Below are 22,739 nucleotides of genomic sequence, written 5' to 3'. Positions count from 1 at the left end.
TTGAATCACAACTATAGACACTTTTTTAAAAAAAAATTGTTCATACCTAATCCGTTGGGAAAGCATTAAATCTGCTGAACTAATTTCTTGAGAAAAATTTTCTAAATCAATCAGCAAAATTATTATTTTTATCAGTAATTTATTAAATTTGAGTAGTCATTTATCAAAATATAAAATTAACTTGTTATTTAACGACCAATCATGTACCATTAAATTGAGGCTAAGCGATATCATTTTCGAATTTTTAACGTTAGAGGGAAAGCTTATGGTTATTGGGAATTTATTTACAGTAAAAATTTATCATCCCCGCAAGCGTTCTGATAATCTAGTTTTACGGAAAATTACCGTTTCATCCTCCGAAACTATTTTACAGGAAGTCACGCAAAAGGATGTTCAACGATTAATTAAAGTGTTGAATCAAGCTGATGGTCAGTTGCGTTTGTACCGATGGAAGCTAAAGGAAGGCGACAACTTTTCTTTATTCATTTATCTAGAGGATGATCCTACGCTGAATTTAGGGGAATTCAAGCCGCAGATGTATGAATTTTTCTATCAGCTTTTTTACAGCCATGCAAAAAAAATGTTACAAAAACAGCAAAAGTCTGTCAAAAAAGCCAACAGCCTAAATCAAAAACTGCAGCAGGAAAAACAACAGCTACACACAGATAAAAAAATATTAGACAGCGAAAATCGGCAGCTGATTTTTGATAAAGCGCTGCTGGATACAGAGTTAGATGAGTTAAACAAACAAAAAATTACCTTAACGCAGGAAAATCTTCAACTAAAAGATGCCAGTCAAGAAATGCTGGCAACAGGTAACTCTTCATTAAGCGGAAACTCGGCTGTTGACAAAGAGTTGCAACAATTGCAGTTAATGACGGCTCAATTAGAAGAAGAAAAAAGACGGTTGCAGACCAAGGACCAGCAGCTAACTTTATTAGAAGTGGCGCTGTCTGAAAAGGAGCGGTCTCTTCACGGAAAAAGACCCGACGCAAAGGAGAACTTGGCGTCCCTTTCAAAGGAGCAAGCAGAATTGGCTAGCGCTGAGACTTCTGCTCTAAGAAATGAAAAGCAAGAACTGTTGGCCGAGCTAGCACTTTTAAAAGCTGACCAGATGCAGCTGCAGGAAAAATCCCAGCAGGTCGCAACCGCTCAAGAGCAGCTGATTATCCGCAAGGAGGCTTTACAGGCTGAAAATCGGCAGCTGAAAATTCATCAGCATCAAACGGAGTTAAAGCATCAACAGTTGCAAAAAGAAAATCGCCAATTCGATATTCAGGTACATAATTTAACGGTGCAAGTAGAAAAACTAGAAGCTGTCAACACGCAGCTAGAATTAAAAATTCGTGAGTTGACTGTTGAAAATCATCAGCTGAAAACCTCTGCTGACCTTCCTGAATTTAATTTTGCCGACATTATTGATACTGAAGGCACCATGATGCAAACTGCTGCACCAGCTGAAAGATTTGCTTGGGACCCGCAGATAATGGCCGAAGATCAGGAAAAAATCGACTGCGTTAAAGAGATTAAGCATCTTAAAAATAAGTTCGAGATTGCTAAAAACACTCATAATCGCAGTAAAAAGAAGATTCGCTCCCGCATTCTCAAAGACGGCATTTCAAAAATCGGCTACTGTAAATATTTTTGGGATGTCATTGACTTAAAACAATGCACTACATTGGATAGCGGAACTTTTGAACTGCTAGATTCTTGGATTGCCGCAATCCCAGCGCTAGTGACGGACATCGAAGAAAATGCCGGCACCGCCGGTTTGGAAAGCGGCGGCTACCGTCGTATTTCCAAGCGAAACCTGGCCTTCCTCGATGGCTACCGAGCCTTTTACCATTTCCTTAACGGCTTTTATAAATTATAAAAACAGCTTTTCTCCGATTGGTGGTTACTTTAGACCAGTCGGGGAAAAGCTGTTTTTGTATTATCAAATTGATAAAAACTCAAATAGTCTGCATTGACTAAAAAAGATTAGCTCTTCAAAATATTTCTTACCTCTCCCGGAGTCATGTGATAAATCTCTTTGAATTTCTGATAAAAGAAATGAATATTCTCAAAACCAACTTGCTGAGCAATATCAACCACACTTCGATTTGAAGATAATAATATTCGATGGGCCGCCAAAATTCGCTGATTAATCACAATTTGTTTATAGGATTGTCCTGTATGTTTTTTTAGCAAATTTGACAGATAGTTAGGGTTTAAAGAAAATGAATTTGCCAACTGAGTCAATGTGATATCAGCATAATGAGTTTCAATATATCTTAAAATTGGGATAATCGGATTGTTTCGCCGCTGATCTGAAAAAGTTGAATAGTTCTCTTGATAGACAATCACCAATTCAGAAATGATTAAACTCAAAAGATTTTCACAAATATCTTGATAAGCAATCGAAGGCTCAAACCATTCGCACAACAGCTCCTTGAAGAAATACTGGAGACGTTCACTATTTTCCGCCGGGAAAAAGATATAATCGTCATGGCTCATACCTTTGGTGATTGCTTCAATAAAAAAAGAAGCCAGCACACTATCAGCGGAAAAACGATTAAAAAAATTAGCTGTCAGATAATTTTTCGGAATAATCAAATTTATCAAGACATCTTTTTCTCCCAAAGGTTCGATAGTATGAACTGTATTTGCGTCCATGAGAATGACTTGTCCAGTTGCAAGGTGATGAGCAGTGTCATTAATAATCTGCTGACAACTCCCTGCAAACATATAATTAAATTCAATCCAGTCGTGACAATGTAGGGGAAAAGTTTGAAACCGGGAATGCTGCTTGATAAAAAAAGGTAGCTTGCGAAATTCCTCCTGTGATTTTGGTAACTCCATTAATATGATAGATTGATTTTTTATCTCAATAGTTTTATTTTTTGAAAAATCAAAAGCATAATCACCACTACGATATCCTCGCTCATGCTCTGACAAGCCTAATAACTGTTCGTAAAGCTCTTTTTGCTTCATAATTTTACACCTCTTCATTCCATAATCTAACAAACATAAAATAATTCGTCAAACCTGTGATTTTGTCAACAAAATGTATACTTATTGATATTAGCAAAGAAAATTACTTCTGTTATAGTTGCTTTACATCAAATTTGAAGGCGCTATCAAATCGAGAAATTTTGGAGGTAATAATGATGAAAGAGAAAATCACTGGCATTTTTGACAAATTAAGTCCCTTCTTTGACAAACTTGGAAACAATCCCTATCTGAAATCGGTATCTGGAGCTATGATGGGGACACTAGGACCAATCCTAATTGGTTCCGTTGCTGTTTTATTATTAGTTTTGCCAAATAATTTAAGTGCTTTATCTTTTCTAACTAATTATAGCGACGTATTCAGCAAACTAAATCAAATTACCATTGGCTCTATGGCATTATATGTTGTAATCTTGATGGCCTATCATCTGGTTAAAAATCTGCGTCCTAAAGAAGATGGTATTTCTGCTGGTATTATTGCTTTGTTAAGTTTTTTAATTATCACACCGCTAGACCAGACCATTGATGAAGTTTCGGCTATTCCGACAACTTGGTTGAGCGCTCAAGGTGTCTTCTCGGCAATGATTGTGGGTTTAATCAGTGCTAGAATTTATATTTTTCTAATTGACCGAGGGATTACAATTAAAATGCCTGCTGGTGTGCCACCGATGGTAACCAAAGTTTTTGAATCTTTAGTACCAACAGTGGTCATAAGTCTACTTTTTATTGCAGTCGATGTCATTTTTGGAGCTACTAGTTTCAACAATATGCACCAATTCGTTTATAGTATTATCCAACAACCGCTACAGGGGATTGGAGGTTCAATGGGTGCAGTAATTTTAATTTCATTAATCCAACAAATCCTTTGGTTTTTTGGTATCCATGGTACCAATGTTGTCATGCCGATTGTACAAGCTTTATGGATGGCGATGGACGTGGAAAACTTAAATGCTGTAGCAGCTGGTCAAACACCGCCGAACATCACAGGTTACGCCTTCTTTATGATTATTACTTGGGGCGGTACCGGACTTGGCCTAGTCTTATTGATGCTTCGGGCAAAAAGTAAACAGTACCGTGAAACTGGTAAGGTGGCGATCATTCCCGCTTTATTCGGTATAACTGAGCCTGTGATTTTCGGAACTCCCTTGGTTTTAAACTTTAAGCTTGCCGTGCCTTTCATCACGAATAATACAATTGCCTTGATTCTCGCGTTTGCTCTAACCAAAATTGGTTTAATAGCTCGATTTACCGGCGTTACAGCAATTTTTGGATTACCTTTGGGATTCCACGCCGCTGTCCAAGGAAAAATCTCCATCATCTTATTACAGCTCTTTATCCAATTAATTTTATCCCCGCTATTGTGGTATCCTTGGTTTAAGATGGCGGATAAAGAAGCTTATGCACTGGAGCAAGCAGCGCTCGAGCAACAAAAAAATGCTTAAAGAGTGCTATTAACTGTTAGAAAAGAGGAATATGATGATTTATCAAAATCCGATTATCAAAGGGTTCCACCCTGATCCAAGTATCTGTTTTGACGGAACAAATTATTATTTGGTTTGTTCTAGCTTTGAATATTTTCCCTGCCTGCCGATTTTTAAAAGTCAGGATTTAGTAAATTGGAAGTTGAATCACTATGCCATCACCGATGAAACTTGGTTAGATTTTTCTGGCATAAAAAATTCCATGGGCCTGTTTGCACCAACGATTCGTTATCATGATGGCACTTACTTTCTGGTTTGTACCAACATTAGCCAAGGAAATTTTATCTGCCATACAGAGAATCCCGAAGATGGCTGGTCAAAGCCTATTTGGCTGGATGTCCCAAAAGGAATTGACCCATCTTTGACTTTTATAAACGAAAAATGTTTTTATCAGCTTTCCGTTTTCAATGCAACTGGCCAAAATCAAATCATGCAGCTGGAGATTAATCCCTTCACAGGTGATGCATTATCGGAGGTGAAAGAAATTAGTCGCGGCTGTGGCGGTCGTGATGTTGAAGCCCCTCATATCTTTTTTAAAGATGAGTGGTATTATCTAGTTCTAGCTGAAGGTGGCACACGAGAAGGCCATATGGTAACAATTCAGCGCAGTAAAACGATAGACGGACCTTATGAGGGCTTTGCTGGAAATCCCGTTTTGTCAAATCGGGATATAAAATCATCCTTACAAGCGGTCGGCCATGCAGATTTCTTCTGCGACAAATTTAGTAATTGGTGGCTAGTGGCCTTGGCGACTCGCCCCCGCAAACATTTCACCTTATTAGGTAGAGAGACAATTTTACTGCCAGTAGATTGGCAAGATGGCTGGCCGATTGTCAATCAAGATGGCCATGCTACAGAAATCGTTGCGACGGAAAAATTAACTGCTGAATTAACACAATCAGTAGCGAATGCCTTTACCGCTGATAAACTTCAAACAGTGCGGTTTCCTATCAGCTATCGATTTGATGAAAATCTAACTTTAACGAATTATCCTAATCATCTTGGTGAAACACAAACTCAAGCAATCAGTTTCGTATCTGTTTCACAGGAAGATGTTTCCTCCGAATTTGACGTTTCTTTGAATCTTCTTGAATTAGCAGAAGGAGCATTTGGCATCGCTGTTTATAAGGATGATGACCATTTGTATCGAGCTGGGATTAAAAAAAGTTCAGCGGGCTATCAACTTTTTTGCGAAAAAAAAGTTTTCGATTTGCAGCTTCAACAAGCTACGTCGCTTTCCCTTAATGGAAATGAAGAGCTGATCATCCGACTGACAGCCGCTGAATTTTTTTATACTATAGAAGTGTTTAACGCTGGTCATAATCTGATATTTACCGATCAAATTGCGACCCGTCACTTTTCCAATGAGGTGGCCAACTCACCATTTACTGGGGTACAGCTTGGGGTATTTGCTCAAGGTCAGATGGGCACAACAACCTTTATCAATCCCCAACTAATTTATAAATAAGTTCAAGAGATAAAAACCGACTTTTATTGATACTTTTTTACGAGGTAAGGCTGTCAACTAAGATGGCCTTATTTTTGTTGCCTTTATTTACTAAATTTAGGTATTATAAGCAATATATTATTCTTTTTAAACGGAGGTTCCCCAGATGCAGCATGAGAAAATCGTCCCTAACAAGAACTATCCATTTAAAATTTTTAAATTTCACTCAAAAAATGTCAATCGTCAAATTTTGCCCCATTGGCATACCAGCTTAGAAATTTTGTGTTGTGTTTCAGGTGAGTTGGTGTTGACTTATCGGACTCAGGAAATAATCCTTAAAGCTGGTCAGGTTCACTTAATTAATTCGAATGTCGTCCATTCGACAAGAACACCGATTCCTAGTGAAGTGATTGTCTTGCAGATTCCCTTTATTCACATTGAACAGCTGACAGAAGGGCAATACGGTAACACGATTCTTTTTGAAAAAAATTTGGCGAAGGATAGCAGTTTATTTGCGTTGATTTCATTAATTTATCAAACTTATTCCGATAATACTTTGGTCAATCGTGTGAGGGTTCAGGGGGAAATTTATCAATTATTTAGTCTTTTATTGGAAAATTATCAACTTCCCATGGCTAGTGTTAAAGAAATCAGTACGCAAAAGAATTTGCGGAAGATTACAGAAGTGCATCACTATATTGCCGCACATGCGAATGAATCTTTAAAGCTGACTGAGGTTGCTGAGCATTTCAATTATAATCCGGCTTACTTTTCCCGCTACTTCAAAAAATTTGTTGGCATCACCTTTGTTTCCTATTTAAAATCAATTCGTTTAGATTTTGCCTTTCCTCTATTAGTGGAAACAGACCTGCCAATTTTAGATATTGCCAATGAATGCGGATTTGGCAATGTAAAATCCTTTTACTTAGCTTTTAAAGAAGCCTACGGAATGTCACCGCAGCAATATCGCCTATCCCACCAAAGGTAAAAAAATTTCCGATTTCCCGTATAAAAGAGAAAAGATTAAAAAACGCTTACATATTATGATAAGCATGTGTTAAATAAATCATGATTGGAAGTGCGACAAAATGAAAGAGAAAGTCATTAATTTTTTTGAGCGGGTGAATCCTTTTTTCGACAAGCTGGGAAATAATGCTTACTTAAAAACAATCTCCGGTGCGATGATGGGGACTCTCGGACCAATTATTATTGGGTCAATTGCAGTCTTGTTAGCTGTATTAAGTGCAAATGTTCCCTTTCTAGCAAATTTTTCTGACCTCTATACCAAGCTGAACACGATTACCATCGGTTCCATGGCATTGTATGTTGTTGTGTTAATGGCCTACCACTTAGTCAGACAGTTGGACCCGAAAGAAGATGCAATTTCTCCAGCCATTATTGCTTTATTAAACTTTTTAATTATTACGCCGCTGGGAACAACGACTGATGACGCTGCAGCAATCCCGACAACTTGGCTCAGTGCCCAAGGGGTTTTCTCCGCAATGATTGTCGGTCTCGTCTCCGCTCGTCTTTTCTTAGCAATTAAGAGAAAAGGCTGGACAATCAAAATGCCAGCTGGTGTGCCGCCGATGGTTACCAAAGTCTTTGAAGCGCTCTTGCCGACCTTTATTGTTGGGTTCTTATTTATCGTCGTTTCTTATTTATTTGGTTTGACGTCATTTGGCAGCATGCATCAATTTGTTTATACGATTATCCAATCACCGTTACAAGGGATTGGCGGCTCCATTTGGGCAGTGATTATTATTTCTTTAGTCCAACAATTTTTATGGTTCTTCGGGATTCACGGAACCAATGTGGTCATGCCAATCGTCTCTGCTCTATGGCTAGCGATGGACGTTGAAAACTTAAACGCTGTGGCGGCTGGTCAAACACCGCCAAACATTGTCGGCTATGCCTTCTTCAATATTATTACCTGGGGTGGCTTAGCTTTAGGCTTAGTTATATTAATGCTCAGAGCAAAGAGCAAACAATACCGTGAAGTCGCAAAAGTTTCTATTGTTCCAGCGCTATTTGGAATTACTGAACCAATTATTTTCGGAACACCTTTAGTAATGAACTTCCGTTTAGCTGTTCCTTTTATTACGAATAATACGATTGCAATTGTCATCGCTTATCTTTTAACGCAATTTGGTGTGGTCGCCCGCTTCAATGGCGTCCAAGCAATCTTTGGTTTACCGTTAGGCTTCCACGCAGCAGTTGAAAGTAGTATCTCCATTATCCTGCTGCAATTATTTATCCAATTAATCTTATCTCCGCTTCTATGGTACCCTTGGTTTAAAGGTTTAGACAATGAAACTTACCGCAATGAACAATTAGCAGCACAAGAAGCTGGCGAACAAGCAGCTGAATAACTTTATCTGGAGGTATTATCGTGCAGGAAAAACAATTACAGACCTTACTTGATTCCTTAACTTGGACAGAAAAAGTTGGTCAATTAATTCAGCTTTCCGGTGAATTTTTTAATACAGAAGGCATGGCAGTCGGTCCGCAGCAAAAATTAGGAATTAGCGACGAAATTTTAGCCAATGTCGGCTCTGTTTTAAATGTCACTGGCGCTGAGAAAACCAAAGAAATTCAGGAACGTTTTTTAAGCCAATCAACCCACAAAATTCCATTACTATTTATGGCTGATATTATTTACGGCTATCGCACAATTTTTCCAATCCCTTTAGGCTTAGGTGCTACTTGGAATCCCGAATTAATTGAATCCGCCTATCAAGTCTTAGGCAAAGAAGCTCGCTCTGGCGGAGCCCATGTTACTTTTGCGCCAATGGTTGACCTCGTCAGGGATGCTCGTTGGGGACGCTGTTTAGAATCCACTGGTGAAGATCCATTATTAAACAGCCATTTTGCAAGAAGCATGGTCAATGGTATTCAACATCAATTCGATTCAATGGGAATTGCTTCTTGTATCAAACATTTTGCCGCTTATGGCGCTGCAGAAGCTGGTCGTGAATACAACACGGTGGACATGTCAGAAAGACGCCTACGGGAAGATTATTTGCCAAGTTACCAAGCTGGTGTTGATGCCGGCGCTAAAATGGTGATGACTTCCTTCAATACCTATGACGGTATGCCAGTGACCGGCAATGAATTTCTTTTGAAAAATGTTTTGCGAGATGAATGGGGCTTTGACGGCGTGATTATCTCCGACTATGCGGCGGTCAAAGAATTAATTGACCACGGAGTTGCCAAAGACAATTTTGAAGCTACCACTTTAGCGATGCAGGCCACCAATGATATTGACATGAAATCACCCTGCTACGCCACTGCGTTACTGCCATTGATTAAAGATGGCAAAATTGACGAAGAATTAGTCAATCAAGCAGTCTACCGTGTATTAAAATTAAAAAATGATTTAGGTCTCTTTGAAGATGCAACTCGCGGTGCCAGCGCCGCCAAAGAAACAGAGCTGCTGTTGCATGACTCCCATCGCCAGCTAGCTAAACAAGTCAGCAGCGAAGCGATGGTTTTATTAGAAAATAAAAATCAGCTGCTGCCTCTGACACCCAATCAAGATAAAGTTCTGTTGGTAGGTCCTTACGGCGACAATCAGGAACTAATTGGCCTATGGGCCGTTCATGGCAAAACCCAAGACACGGTTTCAATTTTAAGCGGCTTAAAAAATTATCTCGATGACGAACATTTAAGTTTTGAAAAGGGTAGCGACATGCTGGATTCCTATGATTTCCTTGGGGAATTTGGTGCCCCTAAAGAGATGATTGACAGTCTGAAAATGACTCCAGAAGCACAGGCCGAAGCTCTTGAAAAAGCAGTGACACTAGGTGAAAAAGCGGATGTCATTATCTATGCTTTAGGTGAGCATACTATGCAAAGTGGTGAGGCAGGCAGTCGAACCGACTTACGCTTACCTGATGTTCAACGCCGCTTCTTGAAAAAAATGATAGCCCTCGGCAAAAAAAATATTTTAATCGCTATCAGCGGTCGTCCACTAATTCTAACTGAAGAACAAAGGCAGATGGACGCTATCATTGCCGCTTGGTTCCCCGGTACTGAAGGTGGTAGCGCTCTTGCCGATATCATTTTCGGCAAAGTCAATCCAAGCGGACGCCTGTCAATGAGTTTCCCATATACTGTTGGGCAATTACCAATTTATTACAACGGCTTCAAGACAGGGCGGCCGGCAACAACTTCCAATCACTCAGGTCGCTTTGTCTCTAAATATCTCGACGCACCAAACGAACCGCTCTATCCTTTTGGTTATGGCTTAAGCTATCATCAAAGCCAATTATCTGAATTAACTTTGAGCGAAACAGAAATGACCGACAGCTTGACCATCAGCTTGGAAGTAAGTAATTTGTCTCAAGTTGCCGGTACTGACACCATCCAATTATACATTCAAGATGTTGTCGGTTCTGTAGTGCGACCCGTCAAAGAATTAAAGCAATTCAAAAAAATCACTTTAGCAGGACATGAAACCAAAACTATTAGCTTTACCTTAACCCGTGACGAACTACGATTTTACACCAAGAGCATGGCCTTTGCCGCTGAGCCTGGAGAATTTCTAATCTTCGTCGAAAATGGACAGCAACAAGTAACAGCAAAATTTGATTTAATCTAAGCCAATTTAAAAAGCAGCTGACATAGGTCTGTCTTTAAAAATTATTTTTTAGGGATGAGGTGCTATGCTGAGCTGCTTTTTTTATTTTGCTTTTTGGAAAAAAAGAGAGCCCATCAGCGGGGACCGATGGGCTTAGGATGCTAGTTCAACTTTCATCAACGCTTAAACAATTTTCCGTCGCTCTCCTAGTTGAACTGTATGCGACCCGTTGCTCTTCAGAAAAAGCTCATTTTTCTGAAGACAAAAGGGAACCCGCCAGCGGGGACTGGCGGGTTAGGAGTAAAAAATGAAAAAGTGTCTTATTGGGTTTGTTTTATTGGGATGAGTTCATATTAACTGGAAATTGTGAAGATTTTATGTTTGCTGCTTAGTGATTATTGGAAGATTTTGTAAGAAAGTTCAACGTGCACCTTTTTTTGCTCCAATAAGGAATGAGAAAATTAACTCCCTCGAGTTATCGCTGTCAATTGCTTGATAAAGAAGTTTGGAAGCTCTCAAGCACAAGACTGAACAGGCTGCAATATATTGATTGAAAAACTCATAGTATTTATCAGTGGAAGCAGATGGTTTCTGAGCCTCAAGCTCAATTCTTTGCAAAATTTCTGAGCTGTCCTGCCTCTTTTTTAGCTTCATCCCAAAGAAAATCCCTTCTTGAAACATAATATCTTTACTCATAATAATCCCTCCACCTCAGTTTTTTGATTCTACGTTTGAAAGAGAATATTTTTATGAAACACTGACAGCTTGAGATTCATTTTATTTAAATCCAATCAGAAAAAGATGCGTTTATCTCAGCTTTGTCAAAGTTCTCAATCAACTCACTAACACTTTTTCTGCAGTAGACTAAAATTCAAAAGGTTTGACTTGCTTCACGACATCTAGAATCGTTCCGTCTCTCGATTCGACGACTGCGATAACTTTGTCTTCCCATTCCAAATTTTCTGGAGTTCCAACTAGTTCGTATGCTTTTTCCTTCAGCTCTTCAATAGTGACATGGGCGATTCCTGCGGCGTCAAGATTTTCAATTAAATCTTTTCGCAATGGATTGACCGCAATGCCATAATCGGTCACTAAAACATCCACGCAATCACCTGGTGTAGCAACAGTCACCACACTGTCACAGACAGTTGCCATCCGCCCACGGGTTAGTGGTGTAACGATGATACAGCATTTACTCCCGGCAGCTGTATCTGGATGTCCCCCAGGGGCGCCCCGCAAGACACCATCTGAGCCTGTGATAACATTGACGTTGAAATCTGTATCTATTTCCAAGGCTGAAAGTACAACAAAATCTAAATTATTTACATAGGCACCCTTATTTGCTGGATTCGCATACTCACTCAAATCGATTTCTAAATGATCAGGATGTTTAAAAATATGGTTTATCGCTCCTTGATCAAAATCCTGTGTGTCTAAAATTTTTCCTACCAAACCCTTATCTTGCAGCTCACAGATTGCACTACTTGTGCCACCTAAAGCGAAACTCATCTTGATTTTGCGCTCGACCATATATTGTTCTAAAAAGCGATTGACGGCCAAGGACGGTCCGCCAACACCTGTTTGAAAAGAAAAACCATCCTTGAAATAAGGCGTAGCTGCGATAACTTTGGCTACGTCTTCAGCCATCATCAACTCACGAGGATTATCGGTCATCCGCGCTTCTTTGGTGGAAATTTTTGCCGCATCTCCGATATCCTCGACAAGACAAACGCAATCGACATCTATTGCTGAAATGGATGAAGGTAGGTTGGGAAAATCAACTAAAGTATCAGTAATAATTACCGTGTGATCTGCATAATGGGAATCGTGAACAGCAAAGCCCATTGAACCACAATTGTTTTTTCCATCAACACCCTTTGCATTACCAAAAATGTCCGCTGTTGAAGCGGCCAGAAACGCAATATCGATATGAACTTCGCCTGCTTCGACAGCCCGAGGACGTCCCCCATGACTACGAATAATAGCTGGTGTTGCTAATTTTCCCGCAGAGATTGCTTCGCCTATCTTTCCACGAACGCCAGAAGTTTGTACGCCGATAATTTTTCCTTCTTCGATATAGTCAGCAATAATTTCTTGGGCATTCCCTAAAGAAGTGGCGGCTACTGTGATATCCTTCAAGCCCATCTCCTCAACTAAAACTTTTGCGACCATGCTGGCCACATAATCTCCTTCACGAAATTCCGTATGAAAAGAAAAAGTCATGCCATCATGAGCACCGCACCGCTCACAGGCCTCACGAATACTTTGACATAATTTAGTCTCGACAGGCTTTACACTCCGGCGACTTCTAGGAGAATCTTTTTTGATATATTTCCCGTCCATATAATATTTCCCTTGATAAACTTCTTTACCGTTGGTTATTAATGTTTCTGGAATTTCTCTATTTACAGCATTCTTCATCTTGTTTTCCCCTCCTCTTAAAGGTCTCCGTGATAAACACCAGTTGCTTTTGCCAAGGCCAATACCCGTCTAGCATCTTCAAAAAATGGAATATCCACCATTTTTCCATCAACGGTATAAACGCCGACACCAGAATCAGCCTGATCGTTAAATGAGCGAATTAATTTTTCAGCGTAGGCAATTTCTTTTTTCGTCGGAGCAAACGTTTCGTGAACGAAACGGATTTGTTTTGGATTTACCACGCTTTTTCCGTCAAAGCCCATTTTTCTATTTTGAATCACTTCTGCTTTAAATGTGTCCATGTCATCAATATTCGGAAACATCGTATCAAAACATTGAACACCAGCAGCTCTAGCAGCTAAAAGCATTTGTCCTCGAGCTGTCAGCATCTCAATACCGTCTTTTTCAATTTGAACATGCATACTCTTTCTAAAATCCCCACCAGAAATCGCACAGCCAAACATTCTGTCTGATGCAGTAACAATTTCATAAGCATTGAGAATTCCTAGCGGGCTTTCCAGAGCCGCCATTAAAAGTGTGCGACCAACTTCGATGCCAAATTCCTTTTCAGCTTTTTCAACATGCTCTTCCACCAGCTTAACATCTGCCGCACTTTCACATTTGGCAATGCGAATACCATCCGCTCCACCGGCCACCACACACCGAATATCTTCCTGCCAATGGGGAGTATCCAGACCGTTAATTCTTACTAACACTTCGGTTGTACCATAATCGATATTCTTCAACGCTTGATACAGTGAAAAACGAGCGGCATCTTTTTGATTTTCAGCTACGGCATCTTCTAAATCTAAAATAATGCTATCGCTACCGTAAATATAGGCGTCTTTGATGAGGCCGGGTTTTTGGGCGTTCATGAACATCATCGTTCTTCTTAAACGGATTTTTTGAGGTGTTGGTCTAGTTATCATCTACATTTCCCCCCAAGAAATATTTTTGTCTGATTGATTGACACTACGGAAAATTGCACACTCAATTCTCGCCTTTAAGGTACATTCCAAAGCTCCCTTATCAACAATTGTCACCGAGGCATTTTTAACTTCCAATTTTTCTAAGGTTTCTAGTGCAACTTTTTTGATTTGCCGTCCGTATTGATTCATCACACTGCTTTGAATGGAGAGATCCAAGCCTTGATTTAAAGGGCGAATCGTCACTTGAACATCACTAGATTCTAACGTTCCGGCAATAGCATTCTTTTCAATTTTCATTCATTACCAGTCCTTTCTCTTCTTACTTTTAAGTAAACAACAAAGTGTAAAAAGTGTAAAAGTCCGTTTTTTCTTCTTCAGCCATTCCGAAAGGGAATTGTAAAAATATTCGATATTCAAAGCAAATAAGTTATAATCAAAACAAGAAAGCGCATAGCAAAAAAATCATTCCATTACTAAACGGAATGATTAAGTGATTTTATAAATATACAAATCAATAGCAAGAGGTGATATTTTATGGATGAGAGAGATTTTGAAATTTTATTAACACTAGATCGAACTAGAAACATTACCCATGCTGCCAAACTTTTATATGTTTCCCAATCCTCTTTATCAAAAAGAATCACTGCAATTGAAACGGAATTGAATATCACGATTTTAATTCGCTCCCGTAACGGTGTCTACTTTACGCCTGAGGGAGAAATTGTCTTAAGCTCGTTACGAAATATCGCACAAGAATTGCAACTGATGAGAGAAAAACTTGATTTATCCAAAAATATTATTTCAGGTTTTCTCAAGGCAGGCATCTCCTTAAATTATTCTTTGTATAAGCTACCGCAAGTTTTAACGGAATACCGGAAAAGATTTCCTGAAGTACACATGCATGTCACCACAGATCATAGTCGTAAATTATATAATCAGCTTTTAGAAGGCAGTATTGATGTCGCTATTGTCAGAGGAGATTATCCTTGGAAGGGGGAGAAAATTCTTTTAGACCGAGAGAGTATCTGCGCTATTAAGAGTAAAGGCAACAGCTCGATTCCTTTTAGGGAGCTCCCTTACATTGGCAGAAAAACAGATTTGGCCTTTGAGCGAGAATTGCTCCAATGGATGCATGAAAATGATTATACAAAGCAAATAAGCGGGCTTTATGTCGACAATATTACCACCTGTGTTGAGATGGTTAAAAACGACGGCGGCTGGGCAATTGTCCCAGAAATTTGTTTGCAGGATTTTGATGGAGATATTTTACCCTTGAAATTCGCTAACGGCGAGCCCTTCGTCAGACCAACATACTTAATGTTTTCACCGATTGTTTTGAAGCTACCGCAAATAGAAAAATTTATTGAGCTTGTCCGTAGTTTTTCAAATTAACCGTTACTCTTCAGAAAAAACTCTCTTTTCTGAAGACAAAAGGGAACCCGCCAGCAGGGACTGGCGGGTTAGGATGCTAGTTCAACTTTCTTCATGCTTAAACAACTTCTTTGCTTCGCTCCTAGTTGAACTGTATGCGACTCAATGCTTTTCAGAAAAAGCTCTCTTTTCTGAAGACAAAAGGGAACCCATCGGCGGGGACCGATGGGCTAGGATGCTAGTTCAACTTTCATCAATACTAAAACAATTCACTGCTTCGCTCTTAGTTGAACTGTATGCGACCCGGTGTATCTGAGAAAAAATTTATTTTTTCTCATGACAAAAAGGGAACCCGTCAGCGGGGACTGACGGGTTAGGAGTAAAAAATGAAAAAGTGTTTTATTGGGTTTGTTTTATTGGGATGAGTTCATATTAACCGGAAATTGTGAAGATTTTGTGTTTGGTGCTTAGTGATTATTGGAAGATTTTGTAAGAAAGTTTAAAGCGTGACTATGGATGACCTTAGCGCAAACAAGTTCAAACCTCAACTGCTTGCAGTTTGCTTATCATAATTACTATTCTTCAACGCATATAAAATACTTTTTGCATCCCACATGGACTAACGATTTCATTTAACTTTAACAAAAATATGACTACGATTAAAATGATGTGTAGAATTTTTATTAATATCTCATTTAAGGGGCGCTTATGAAAAATAATTCTTTAAAGCAAGTAGGAACTTGCCTGCTCTACGCTATCATTCCATTAATAATCGGCATCATCCTTTCACTGCTAATAAATCAGGACTGGCACCTGACAACTATGGCTATCTTTGTGATTTTCATCTTCTTTTTAATTCCCAAAGGTGGGCTATTTTCCTCCAGTGTCGATTACCAGACACGGAGCCTCAATCCCGGGTTCCAACCAAAGCATGAACGCATAGGTGCAGGAACTTGGGAGATTATCCGCTTGCTTTCCGTGGTGCTGGCTGCATTTGTCATTCTTCTAGAATGGACTATCTCAGCGGTTTATTTTTAATTCTGAAAAATATTTCCCAATCCCCCTATCCCCAACAAAAAAACCATCCAAAAATTGGATGGCGTAAAATTCTATAGTCTACTTCACAAGATAATCCAACAAAGTAAACATCAGTGCTTTATTTTCTTTAGGCACTGCTGTCTGTAAAATATCAGCGGCAGTCTGATTTAAAGCATTGTTTTCCTGTGGATAGTCCACATCATTTAAGGCAATTTCTCGGACGTCTGTTGCCTGCGGCTCAAAATGAAATTGCAGCCCGATAATTTTCTCCCCTATAATAAAGCCTTGGTTTTCAACTAAATCGCTGCTGAATAACAGCTCAGCTCCATCAGGAATCTCAAACATTTCTTCGTGCCAATGTAAAGCAGCGAACTTCTCGGAAAGGCCGGAAATTTTCTGACTTTTAAGGTACACCGGAGCCCAACCGACTTCTTTATAAGGGGCTTTAGTGATAGCGGCGCCAAGTGTTTTGGCGATTTGTTGAGCGCCAAAGCAGGCCCCAAAAATAGGGACGTTTTGTTCCATTAATTCTTGGATTAAGGTTCGTTCTGCAATAATCCAGAGAAGCTCGTCATTGGGACTCATGGGTCCGCCCAAAATAATTAACAAATCGATTTGATTGGCAGTCGGCAAAATACCAAACTGATAGGGATGATAAATAGACAGTTCGTGTCCGTGAAGCTGCCCCCAGTCTTTAATCGATCCGGGGCCTTCGTTTGGTGTGTGCTGCAAAATAGCAATTCGCATAAGCATCCTTTCTCAACAACGGCAATGTTTGACTTAGGTTTCGCCTGCAAATACCTTTGATATCAAAATTTTAACAGCCAGCTGATATTTCGTCCACCAAAGAAATTTTTAATAAAAATCTGTGTTTAAGTCTACATAATTAGTTTGACACAACCAAATTTTTAAAGAATCCTTCTGTGCCTAAATCTACCCACAAGCCAATAGCACCATGTTGATTTTCGCCGTGTTTTAAATCTACGACGATGAAGGAAGGCTGTTGGGCATTATTGATAAATAATTCAGCAGTCGTCCCTTTAACAACAATTTTGAGATGAATCCATTGATCGATGTCAATGTCGGCGTAGGTTTCATACTCGCCGGGATTTTCCGCCCGAAAGCGATCAAATTTATACTCTGGATAAGAAAAATACTGAACGGCACGATTCCGTCGCAATTGATTTTTAGCTCGGCCATTGGTCGGACGAACGTAGATGCCTTCAAAATTTTTCTGGTCATCAATGCGCAATGCAAGCCCGATAAAGCCCCGAGCATGCTCTGGCGCATCTGGCAAAAGCCGGCTCAAAACATCGACTTCGATGGTGCCGTCTTTAAAATCGGTGGCAAACTGGGCAAAAGTTGCCTCATCATCTGCTAAAATTTCGGGATTTTTCGTAACCCGTAGCACCTGCTCCCCTGTTAAAACTTCTTCCGTGAAAAATACATCATTGGCAGTAAACAGCTCGGCCTTCATGGGAATTTTTTCTGATTTCATAAGCGTGCTCCTTCATTCTATTTCTTATTTGCAGTCTAGCTAATTGCGGAATTATTCCGCAAAAAATAATCTTCAATCAAAAGCCTTTAAACAATTCAAAATCAGTTTAACACCTTTGCATAACTTGCGACAGTTTCTTCATAGACTGCACCAAAGCCATCCAAAATTTCTTTGACTGCTGCATCAGGATTGCCATACACTTTTGTGCTTAAAACCTGGCCTAATGACAGATAGTCCTCAGCAAAATTTTTCGCAAAATTAATTAGATGGTCATAGGCTGCTTGACTGGATTCAAAATGCTCTAACGAGGTGTAGACATTGGCATTTCTGGCCCAATGATAGTTTAAGACACCCGTTTCCTTTGCCGTACTTGCCACTAAAGCTTCAATCAACTGGCTCATCGCCGCTTCTTTTTCTGCCGCTACTGCAAAATCAATAACGTACAATACTTGGTCTTTCATTTGAATAACTCCTTTATTTGACAGATTCATAATATTCTTTAGCAACCGTGGCATAATCTTCGCCATCTAAATCAACTTTAGCGTTGAGTTCGATTAAAGTATCAGTATCCATGCCCGCATCAATCTGGTTAATAATTTCGGCGACTTCTGGATTGTCTGCTAAGACAGCTTGGCGGACAACTGGCATTAAATTATAAGGCGGCCAAAATTGTTTGTCATCCTCCAAAACGGTGAACTCAGATTTATCTGATAGTTGGCCTTCTGTGGTGTATGCGGGGGTCGCATCGGCTTCATCATTTAATAAAACTTGATACTTCAAACTATTGTCATAGACCGTTGAAGAAGCAAAATTAAATTCGCCGTAAGCGTCCGCCAAACCCTTGAGTCCATCTGCCCGTTCGTCAAATTCTCCTTGAGAGGCAAAGCGAATTTTATCAGCATTGGCTTGTAGGTCGCTGATGGTGGCAATGCCGTATTCCTCAGCCACGCTAGTTTTGATGGCAATCCCTTGGCCGTCATTTCCTGGTGCATAATCTAAAACAGTCAACACGCCATCTGCTTCATAGGCTGCTTTAACTGTTTCAAAAATCGCATCTGGATCCGTTTCTAAAGGTAAATCAAAAATGCTTAAGAGTGCCGTGCCGGTGTATTCAGGATAAATATCAACCTCGCCAGCTTCAATTGATTGAGAGATAACGGAGCTGGCAATATTTTGGACCCGCTCCACTGTATAACCGTGGTCCTCTAAAGCATCGGCATAAATTTCGCTGATTACCAAACTTTCAGTGAAATCCTTTGAACCAACTTTAATTGTTCCTTTTTCAGCAGCTGAACTACTGGCAGTACCGGCGCTATTGCCACAGGCGGCTAAAGCAATTACCGTTAGAGCGACAAGCCCGCTGATGATTGATTTTTTCATTTTCATTTCTACTCCTCCGTTTCGTTAAAATCATCTTAACCGCTGGAAAATATTTTGAGAAGTAGGCACTTTTTTATTAGTCACTTACCTTTTAGTAACTATCTAATAAAAAAGTGCCTACTATTTTTCTGATTATTTTCAAGTTATGCTGAGAACAACAAAAGTTAGTTAGTAAAAATTTCAGCGAAACGAATACGATGTATTGATTTAATTCTTTAATTCACTCAACGAATTTTTACCGTTGAAATTATTGGAGGAAATAATTGACTAGCATTGCTACTAAATAGCCCCACTAAGGAGCAAGCACATGAAGCCAGAGGAACTTTTTATTACGATGATTGAACCACGGATTAAACTTTTCATTTTAAATTTTTTAGCTTGTCAGCCGGCTCAAAGTCTGCCGGCTATTCAATTGCATTTTTGGCGAAATAAAAAAGAAGCCACGCAAGCCTTATGGGAGCTCTGCAATGCGCATTTAGTCAGCAAAACCGTGACCTCTACTACTTGTTTTTATCAGTTAACCGACATGGGTCAGGACTATTTAAAAATTGTCGGCCAGCTGCTGACCTGGTCAAAGGAACATCAATTTTATGGAGGCTATTAGTCATGTTGTCAGAAATTTTAACCTATTTTCAAACTAACAGCCCGCAATATGGCGGCTATCTTATTACCCATTTACTTATCAGCGGTAAAGCTCTTTTCTTTGCTGCTCTCATCGGCTTACCCCTTGGTTTTTTAAGTTATCGCATTAAACCGCTGGCTGAATTATTTCAAACCATGTCACAATTATTACGCATCATTCCAAGTTTAGCAGTGCTTTTTTTGCTAATTCCGTTAATCGGCGTGGGGGAATTACCGGCCCTGATTGCGCTAACTTTTTTGGCCATCCCTTCAATTTTGATTAATACTGCATTGGGCTTTCATGAAGTGTCCAAAATTACCAAAGAAGTCGCAAGCGGTCTTGGCATGAATCACCGGCAATTATTTTGTAAAATTGAAATCCCGTTGGCCCTGCCCTTTATTTTGAACGGCTTAAAATTAGCCTTGGTGGAAATTTTAGCCAGTGCCACTTTAGCAACTTACATCGGTGCTGGTGGACTGGGGACATTAATTTTTACCGGACTAGGTTTGTATCGTATGGATTTACTTTTGATTGGCGGCGGCTCAGTCACTCTGTTGTCGCTGCTTTGCATTGCCCTCTTTGACCTGATGATTAGAAAGGTGAAAAAAAATTATGTCTAATGTAGCAGTTTCCTTTAAATATGTTCAAAAAAAATTTGCTGGAGCCGCAGAAACGGCTATTGACCAACTCTCTTTTACGATTCACCAAGGAGAATTTGTCACCATTCTTGGAACTTCTGGGTCCGGAAAAACCACCACTTTAAAAATGGTCAATCGCCTGATTGAACCAGATGCTGGTGAAATTGAAGTTTATGGTCAAGCTGTCACAAGTTTTGATGTCAATCAACTGCGACGGAAAATCGGTTATGTTGTCCAGCAAATCGGGCTTTTCCCCCACTACACAATCGAAAAAAATATCGCCACTGTTCCCGATTTATTAAATTGGGAACAAACAAAAACGACCGCTCGCATCAAAGAATTGATGGCGACCATCCAACTGCCTTACGAAGAATTTGCCAAGCGTTTCCCCCGTCAGCTTTCCGGCGGACAACAACAGCGAGTCGGCGTGGCTCGGGCATTGGCGGCAAATCCCGACCTCCTTTTACTGGATGAACCATTTGGAGCTGTCGATGCGATTACTAGAAAGGAATTGCAAAAGCAGATAAAACAATTGCACCAAAGTTTAGCAAGCAAGACGTTTCTTTTTGTAACCCATGATATCACCGAAGCATTTTTCCTCGGCACGAAGGTGATGATTATGCAGGCTGGTCAAATTGAACAATTTGACACCCCAGAAAATATCATTCGCAAGCCGAAAACAACATTTGTAAAAAATCTTTTGGCCACTGTCTATGCCGAAGAAGAAATTTGGAGGCAGTATCAATGATTGCTCATTGGGTAAACTTTCATGGGCGTTTAACGACGGCCCTTGTACAACATTTACAGCTGGTCTTGTTTTCATTAGCAGTGGCTTTGGTGGCGGCCAGCCTGTTGCTTCTTTTTTTCTCAGCCAAACCTAAATGGCTGACTACCTTTATTTATTTCTTTTCCGCTCTATATGCAGTCCCCAGCTACGCCTTTTTTGCATTGCTGATTCCTGTCACCGGTTTAGGGACCATAACTGCTATAATAGTCTTAAGCCTCTATAGTGAATATATTTTGCTACGCACCTTTGTCACCAGCATCCAGCAGATTGACCCGCTTTTACTTGAAGCGGCCACCGGTATGGGTATGACTGAGAAGCAAGTCTTTAAAAAAATTCAACTGCCTTTAGCTGCGAGAGGAATTTTCAGCGGCATTCGCTTAGCCTTGACCTCCATCATCGGCATCGCTACTATCGCCGCCACCATTAATGCTGGTGGATTAGGCACCATTCTTTTTGACGGCTTGCGAACACAAAGCTTGATAAAAATTGTTTGGGGAACGTTGCTAACAATTTTGCTGTGCCTCTTAAGCAGCGGCATCTTAAAAATTATCGAATACATCACCATAAAAAAATTAGCACTGGAGGAAATTTAAATGAAAGCCATTGTCGTCTATGAAGCCGGCGGACCGGAAAAATTAATTTACACAGAAGTGCCTACGCCCAAAGTCAAACCCGGTTGGTCATTAATCAAAGTGAAGGGCTTCGGTGTCAATCACTCGGAAATTTTCACCCGCCAAGGCCTCTCTCCGTCGGTAAAGTTCCCCCGCATTTTAGGCATTGAAGCGGTCGGGGAAATTGCTGCAACCACAGATGAGCAACACCTTCCTGTAGGCCAAAAAGTCGTCTCGATTATGGGGGAAATGGGCCGAGAATTTGATGGCGGCTATGCCGAATATGTTTTACTGCCGAATAAACAAATTTTTCCAGTGACCACGCAGCTATCCTGGGCCGACCTAGCCGCCGTGCCAGAGACTTATTACACCGCTTTTGGCTCCTATTTACGCCTAAAAATCAAAGCTGACGATAAAATTTTAGTGCGCGGCGGTACTAGCGGCGTTGGCTTGGCCTTTTTAAAATTAGTTAAAGGCCAATTTCCTGATATCAAAATTGTCGGCACCAGCCGCAGCCTCAGCAAAAAAGACAGTCTCTTGGCTGCCGGTTTTACCGATGTCATTTTGGATCAAGAAGGCCAGCTGCAAACGGAGAAAAAATTCGATAAAATTTTTGAACTGATTGGCCCGGCCACAATCAAAAATAGTTTTCAGCATATTTTGCCGGAGGGCATTGTTTGCAATACCGGATTATTAGGCGGTCAATGGTATCTGGAGGGCTTTGATCCGATTTTTGACACCAATAATGCGTATCTAACCGGCTTTCATTCCGGCGATGTCGATGCCTCCCGCATGCAGCAACTATTTGCTTTCATTGATAACTATCAACTGACTATCGCTCCAGAAAAAATATTTTCTTTAAAAGATACTGCCAAAGCCCACGAATATTTAGAGAGCAGTCAAAGCTTCGGCAAAGTGGTGGTGCTTCCTTAAAACAAAAAAA

At 40.1% G+C, this 22,739-nt stretch carries 22 protein-coding genes; 13 read left to right on the top strand and 9 right to left on the bottom strand.

Going from position 1 to position 22,739, the window contains the following annotated elements:
- Positions 1-265 precede the first annotated feature (265 nt).
- Positions 266-1,873, top strand: a complete 1,608-nt coding sequence (locus ORH16_RS14210; RefSeq protein ID WP_265459511.1) for a hypothetical protein — start codon at positions 266-268, stop codon at positions 1,871-1,873.
- Positions 1,874-1,980: 107 nt separating this feature from the next.
- Here ORH16_RS14210 and ORH16_RS14205 read toward each other — a convergent pair whose 3' ends face one another.
- The gene (locus tag ORH16_RS14205; RefSeq protein ID WP_265459510.1) at positions 1,981-2,973 is read right to left on the bottom strand and encodes an AraC family transcriptional regulator; all 993 of its coding nucleotides are present in this window, start codon (positions 2,971-2,973) and stop codon (positions 1,981-1,983) included.
- 176 nt (positions 2,974-3,149) lie between these two features.
- On the opposite strand from ORH16_RS14205, the gene ORH16_RS14200 reads away from it, so the two are divergent.
- The 5 genes from ORH16_RS14200 (at position 3,150) to bglX (ending at position 10,522) form a co-directional block, all read left to right on the top strand.
- Positions 3,150-4,433, top strand: coding sequence for a PTS sugar transporter subunit IIC (locus ORH16_RS14200; RefSeq protein WP_265459509.1), 1,284 nt, complete (start codon positions 3,150-3,152; stop codon positions 4,431-4,433).
- Between the two features lie 34 nt (positions 4,434-4,467).
- Positions 4,468-5,940 (top strand): glycoside hydrolase family 43 protein, encoded by a 1,473-nt coding sequence (locus ORH16_RS14195; RefSeq protein ID WP_265459508.1) that lies wholly within the window; start codon positions 4,468-4,470, stop codon positions 5,938-5,940.
- A gap of 145 nt (positions 5,941-6,085) precedes the next feature.
- Positions 6,086-6,907: an AraC family transcriptional regulator gene (locus ORH16_RS14190; RefSeq protein WP_265459507.1), complete on the top strand. Its 822-nt coding sequence runs from the start codon at positions 6,086-6,088 to the stop codon at positions 6,905-6,907.
- 100 nt (positions 6,908-7,007) lie between these two features.
- The gene (locus ORH16_RS14185) at positions 7,008-8,291 is read left to right on the top strand and encodes a PTS sugar transporter subunit IIC (RefSeq protein WP_265459506.1); all 1,284 of its coding nucleotides are present in this window, start codon (positions 7,008-7,010) and stop codon (positions 8,289-8,291) included.
- A gap of 20 nt (positions 8,292-8,311) precedes the next feature.
- Positions 8,312-10,522, top strand: coding sequence for a beta-glucosidase BglX (gene bglX, locus ORH16_RS14180; protein WP_265459505.1), 2,211 nt, complete (start codon positions 8,312-8,314; stop codon positions 10,520-10,522).
- Between the two features lie 399 nt (positions 10,523-10,921).
- On the opposite strand, the gene ORH16_RS14175 is transcribed toward bglX, so the two are convergent.
- The 4 genes from ORH16_RS14175 to citD all read right to left on the bottom strand — a co-directional run bounded on the left by ORH16_RS14175 (position 10,922) and on the right by citD (position 14,148).
- Positions 10,922-11,197 carry a hypothetical protein gene (locus ORH16_RS14175; protein WP_265459504.1) on the bottom strand — a complete coding sequence of 92 codons (276 nt, stop codon included), beginning with the start codon at positions 11,195-11,197 and terminating at the stop codon, positions 10,922-10,924.
- A 168-nt stretch (positions 11,198-11,365) separates the two neighbouring features.
- On the bottom strand, positions 11,366-12,922 hold the full coding sequence (citF, locus tag ORH16_RS14170; RefSeq protein ID WP_265459503.1) for a citrate lyase subunit alpha: 1,557 nt from the start codon (positions 12,920-12,922) through the stop codon (positions 11,366-11,368).
- A gap of 17 nt (positions 12,923-12,939) precedes the next feature.
- Entirely contained in the window at positions 12,940-13,851 is a 912-nt protein-coding gene (locus ORH16_RS14165) for an aldolase/citrate lyase family protein (RefSeq protein WP_265459502.1), read from the bottom strand.
- On the bottom strand, positions 13,852-14,148 hold the full coding sequence (gene citD, locus ORH16_RS14160) for a citrate lyase acyl carrier protein (protein WP_265459501.1): 297 nt from the start codon (positions 14,146-14,148) through the stop codon (positions 13,852-13,854).
- Between the two features lie 237 nt (positions 14,149-14,385).
- Here citD and ORH16_RS14155 point away from each other — a divergent pair, with 237 nt between their 5' ends.
- Both ORH16_RS14155 and ORH16_RS14150 read left to right on the top strand, forming a co-directional pair.
- On the top strand, positions 14,386-15,243 hold the full coding sequence (locus tag ORH16_RS14155) for a LysR family transcriptional regulator (protein ID WP_265459500.1): 858 nt from the start codon (positions 14,386-14,388) through the stop codon (positions 15,241-15,243).
- Positions 15,244-15,930: 687 nt separating this feature from the next.
- On the top strand, positions 15,931-16,260 hold the full coding sequence (locus ORH16_RS14150; protein ID WP_265459499.1) for a hypothetical protein: 330 nt from the start codon (positions 15,931-15,933) through the stop codon (positions 16,258-16,260).
- 78 nt (positions 16,261-16,338) lie between these two features.
- Here ORH16_RS14150 and ORH16_RS14145 read toward each other — a convergent pair whose 3' ends face one another.
- From ORH16_RS14145 to ORH16_RS14130, 4 genes are all read right to left on the bottom strand, one after another.
- Positions 16,339-17,007, bottom strand: a complete 669-nt coding sequence (locus tag ORH16_RS14145) for a type 1 glutamine amidotransferase (RefSeq protein ID WP_265459498.1) — start codon at positions 17,005-17,007, stop codon at positions 16,339-16,341.
- Between the two features lie 139 nt (positions 17,008-17,146).
- Positions 17,147-17,758: a hypothetical protein gene (locus ORH16_RS14140; RefSeq protein ID WP_265459497.1), complete on the bottom strand. Its 612-nt coding sequence runs from the start codon at positions 17,756-17,758 to the stop codon at positions 17,147-17,149.
- Positions 17,759-17,859: 101 nt separating this feature from the next.
- The gene (locus ORH16_RS14135) at positions 17,860-18,219 is read right to left on the bottom strand and encodes an antibiotic biosynthesis monooxygenase (RefSeq protein ID WP_265459496.1); all 360 of its coding nucleotides are present in this window, start codon (positions 18,217-18,219) and stop codon (positions 17,860-17,862) included.
- Positions 18,220-18,232: 13 nt separating this feature from the next.
- On the bottom strand, positions 18,233-19,144 hold the full coding sequence (locus ORH16_RS14130) for a glycine betaine ABC transporter substrate-binding protein (protein WP_265459495.1): 912 nt from the start codon (positions 19,142-19,144) through the stop codon (positions 18,233-18,235).
- A 301-nt stretch (positions 19,145-19,445) separates the two neighbouring features.
- Between ORH16_RS14130 and ORH16_RS14125 the strand changes: the two genes are divergently transcribed.
- Genes ORH16_RS14125 through ORH16_RS14105 form a run of 5 tightly spaced genes read left to right on the top strand, consistent with a single transcriptional unit; the run spans position 19,446 to position 22,729 of the window.
- Positions 19,446-19,742, top strand: a complete 297-nt coding sequence (locus tag ORH16_RS14125) for a hypothetical protein (protein ID WP_265459494.1) — start codon at positions 19,446-19,448, stop codon at positions 19,740-19,742.
- A gap of 2 nt (positions 19,743-19,744) precedes the next feature.
- Complete coding sequence (locus tag ORH16_RS14120; RefSeq protein WP_265459493.1) at positions 19,745-20,380, top strand: ABC transporter permease; 636 nt, start codon at positions 19,745-19,747, stop codon at positions 20,378-20,380.
- Positions 20,373-21,146, top strand: coding sequence for an ABC transporter ATP-binding protein (locus ORH16_RS14115; protein WP_265459492.1), 774 nt, complete (start codon positions 20,373-20,375; stop codon positions 21,144-21,146). The genes ORH16_RS14120 and ORH16_RS14115 overlap by 8 nt, the downstream gene beginning before the upstream one ends.
- Positions 21,143-21,778, top strand: a complete 636-nt coding sequence (locus tag ORH16_RS14110; protein ID WP_265459491.1) for an ABC transporter permease — start codon at positions 21,143-21,145, stop codon at positions 21,776-21,778. Before ORH16_RS14115 ends, ORH16_RS14110 begins: the two co-directional genes overlap by 4 nt.
- Complete coding sequence (locus tag ORH16_RS14105; RefSeq protein ID WP_265459490.1) at positions 21,779-22,729, top strand: zinc-binding alcohol dehydrogenase family protein; 951 nt, start codon at positions 21,779-21,781, stop codon at positions 22,727-22,729. It begins immediately after the preceding gene.
- The last annotated feature ends 10 nt before the right edge of the window (positions 22,730-22,739 follow it).

Source organism: Enterococcus sp. HY326, from assembly GCF_026157065.1.
GTDB lineage: Bacteria > Bacillota > Bacilli > Lactobacillales > Enterococcaceae > HY326.
The sequence above is the reverse complement of the archived record's forward strand: the minus strand, read 5'-3'. Positions and strand labels throughout refer to the sequence as shown.

Bases quoted from the DNA above. Each gene is read 5' to 3' on its own strand.
- ORH16_RS14115 (WP_265459492.1), top strand. From the start codon at position 20,373: ATGTCTAATGTAGCAGTTTCCTTTAAATATGTTCAAAAAAAATTTGCT.
- ORH16_RS14140 (WP_265459497.1), bottom strand. From the start codon at position 17,758: ATGAAATCAGAAAAAATTCCCATGAAGGCCGAGCTGTTTACTGCCAAT.
- ORH16_RS14210 (WP_265459511.1), top strand. From the start codon at position 266: ATGGTTATTGGGAATTTATTTACAGTAAAAATTTATCATCCCCGCAAG.
- citF (WP_265459503.1), bottom strand. From the start codon at position 12,922: ATGAAGAATGCTGTAAATAGAGAAATTCCAGAAACATTAATAACCAAC.
- ORH16_RS14120 (WP_265459493.1), top strand. From the start codon at position 19,745: ATGTTGTCAGAAATTTTAACCTATTTTCAAACTAACAGCCCGCAATAT.
- ORH16_RS14200 (WP_265459509.1), top strand. From the start codon at position 3,150: ATGAAAGAGAAAATCACTGGCATTTTTGACAAATTAAGTCCCTTCTTT.
- ORH16_RS14125 (WP_265459494.1), top strand. From the start codon at position 19,446: ATGAAGCCAGAGGAACTTTTTATTACGATGATTGAACCACGGATTAAA.
- ORH16_RS14130 (WP_265459495.1), bottom strand. From the start codon at position 19,144: ATGAAAATGAAAAAATCAATCATCAGCGGGCTTGTCGCTCTAACGGTA.
- ORH16_RS14185 (WP_265459506.1), top strand. From the start codon at position 7,008: ATGAAAGAGAAAGTCATTAATTTTTTTGAGCGGGTGAATCCTTTTTTC.
- ORH16_RS14205 (WP_265459510.1), bottom strand. From the start codon at position 2,973: ATGAAGCAAAAAGAGCTTTACGAACAGTTATTAGGCTTGTCAGAGCAT.
- ORH16_RS14150 (WP_265459499.1), top strand. From the start codon at position 15,931: ATGAAAAATAATTCTTTAAAGCAAGTAGGAACTTGCCTGCTCTACGCT.
- ORH16_RS14175 (WP_265459504.1), bottom strand. From the start codon at position 11,197: ATGAGTAAAGATATTATGTTTCAAGAAGGGATTTTCTTTGGGATGAAG.
- ORH16_RS14190 (WP_265459507.1), top strand. From the start codon at position 6,086: ATGCAGCATGAGAAAATCGTCCCTAACAAGAACTATCCATTTAAAATT.
- ORH16_RS14165 (WP_265459502.1), bottom strand. From the start codon at position 13,851: ATGATAACTAGACCAACACCTCAAAAAATCCGTTTAAGAAGAACGATG.
- citD (WP_265459501.1), bottom strand. From the start codon at position 14,148: ATGAAAATTGAAAAGAATGCTATTGCCGGAACGTTAGAATCTAGTGAT.
- ORH16_RS14110 (WP_265459491.1), top strand. From the start codon at position 21,143: ATGATTGCTCATTGGGTAAACTTTCATGGGCGTTTAACGACGGCCCTT.
- ORH16_RS14135 (WP_265459496.1), bottom strand. From the start codon at position 18,219: ATGAAAGACCAAGTATTGTACGTTATTGATTTTGCAGTAGCGGCAGAA.
- ORH16_RS14105 (WP_265459490.1), top strand. From the start codon at position 21,779: ATGAAAGCCATTGTCGTCTATGAAGCCGGCGGACCGGAAAAATTAATT.
- ORH16_RS14155 (WP_265459500.1), top strand. From the start codon at position 14,386: ATGGATGAGAGAGATTTTGAAATTTTATTAACACTAGATCGAACTAGA.
- ORH16_RS14195 (WP_265459508.1), top strand. From the start codon at position 4,468: ATGATTTATCAAAATCCGATTATCAAAGGGTTCCACCCTGATCCAAGT.
- ORH16_RS14145 (WP_265459498.1), bottom strand. From the start codon at position 17,007: ATGCGAATTGCTATTTTGCAGCACACACCAAACGAAGGCCCCGGATCG.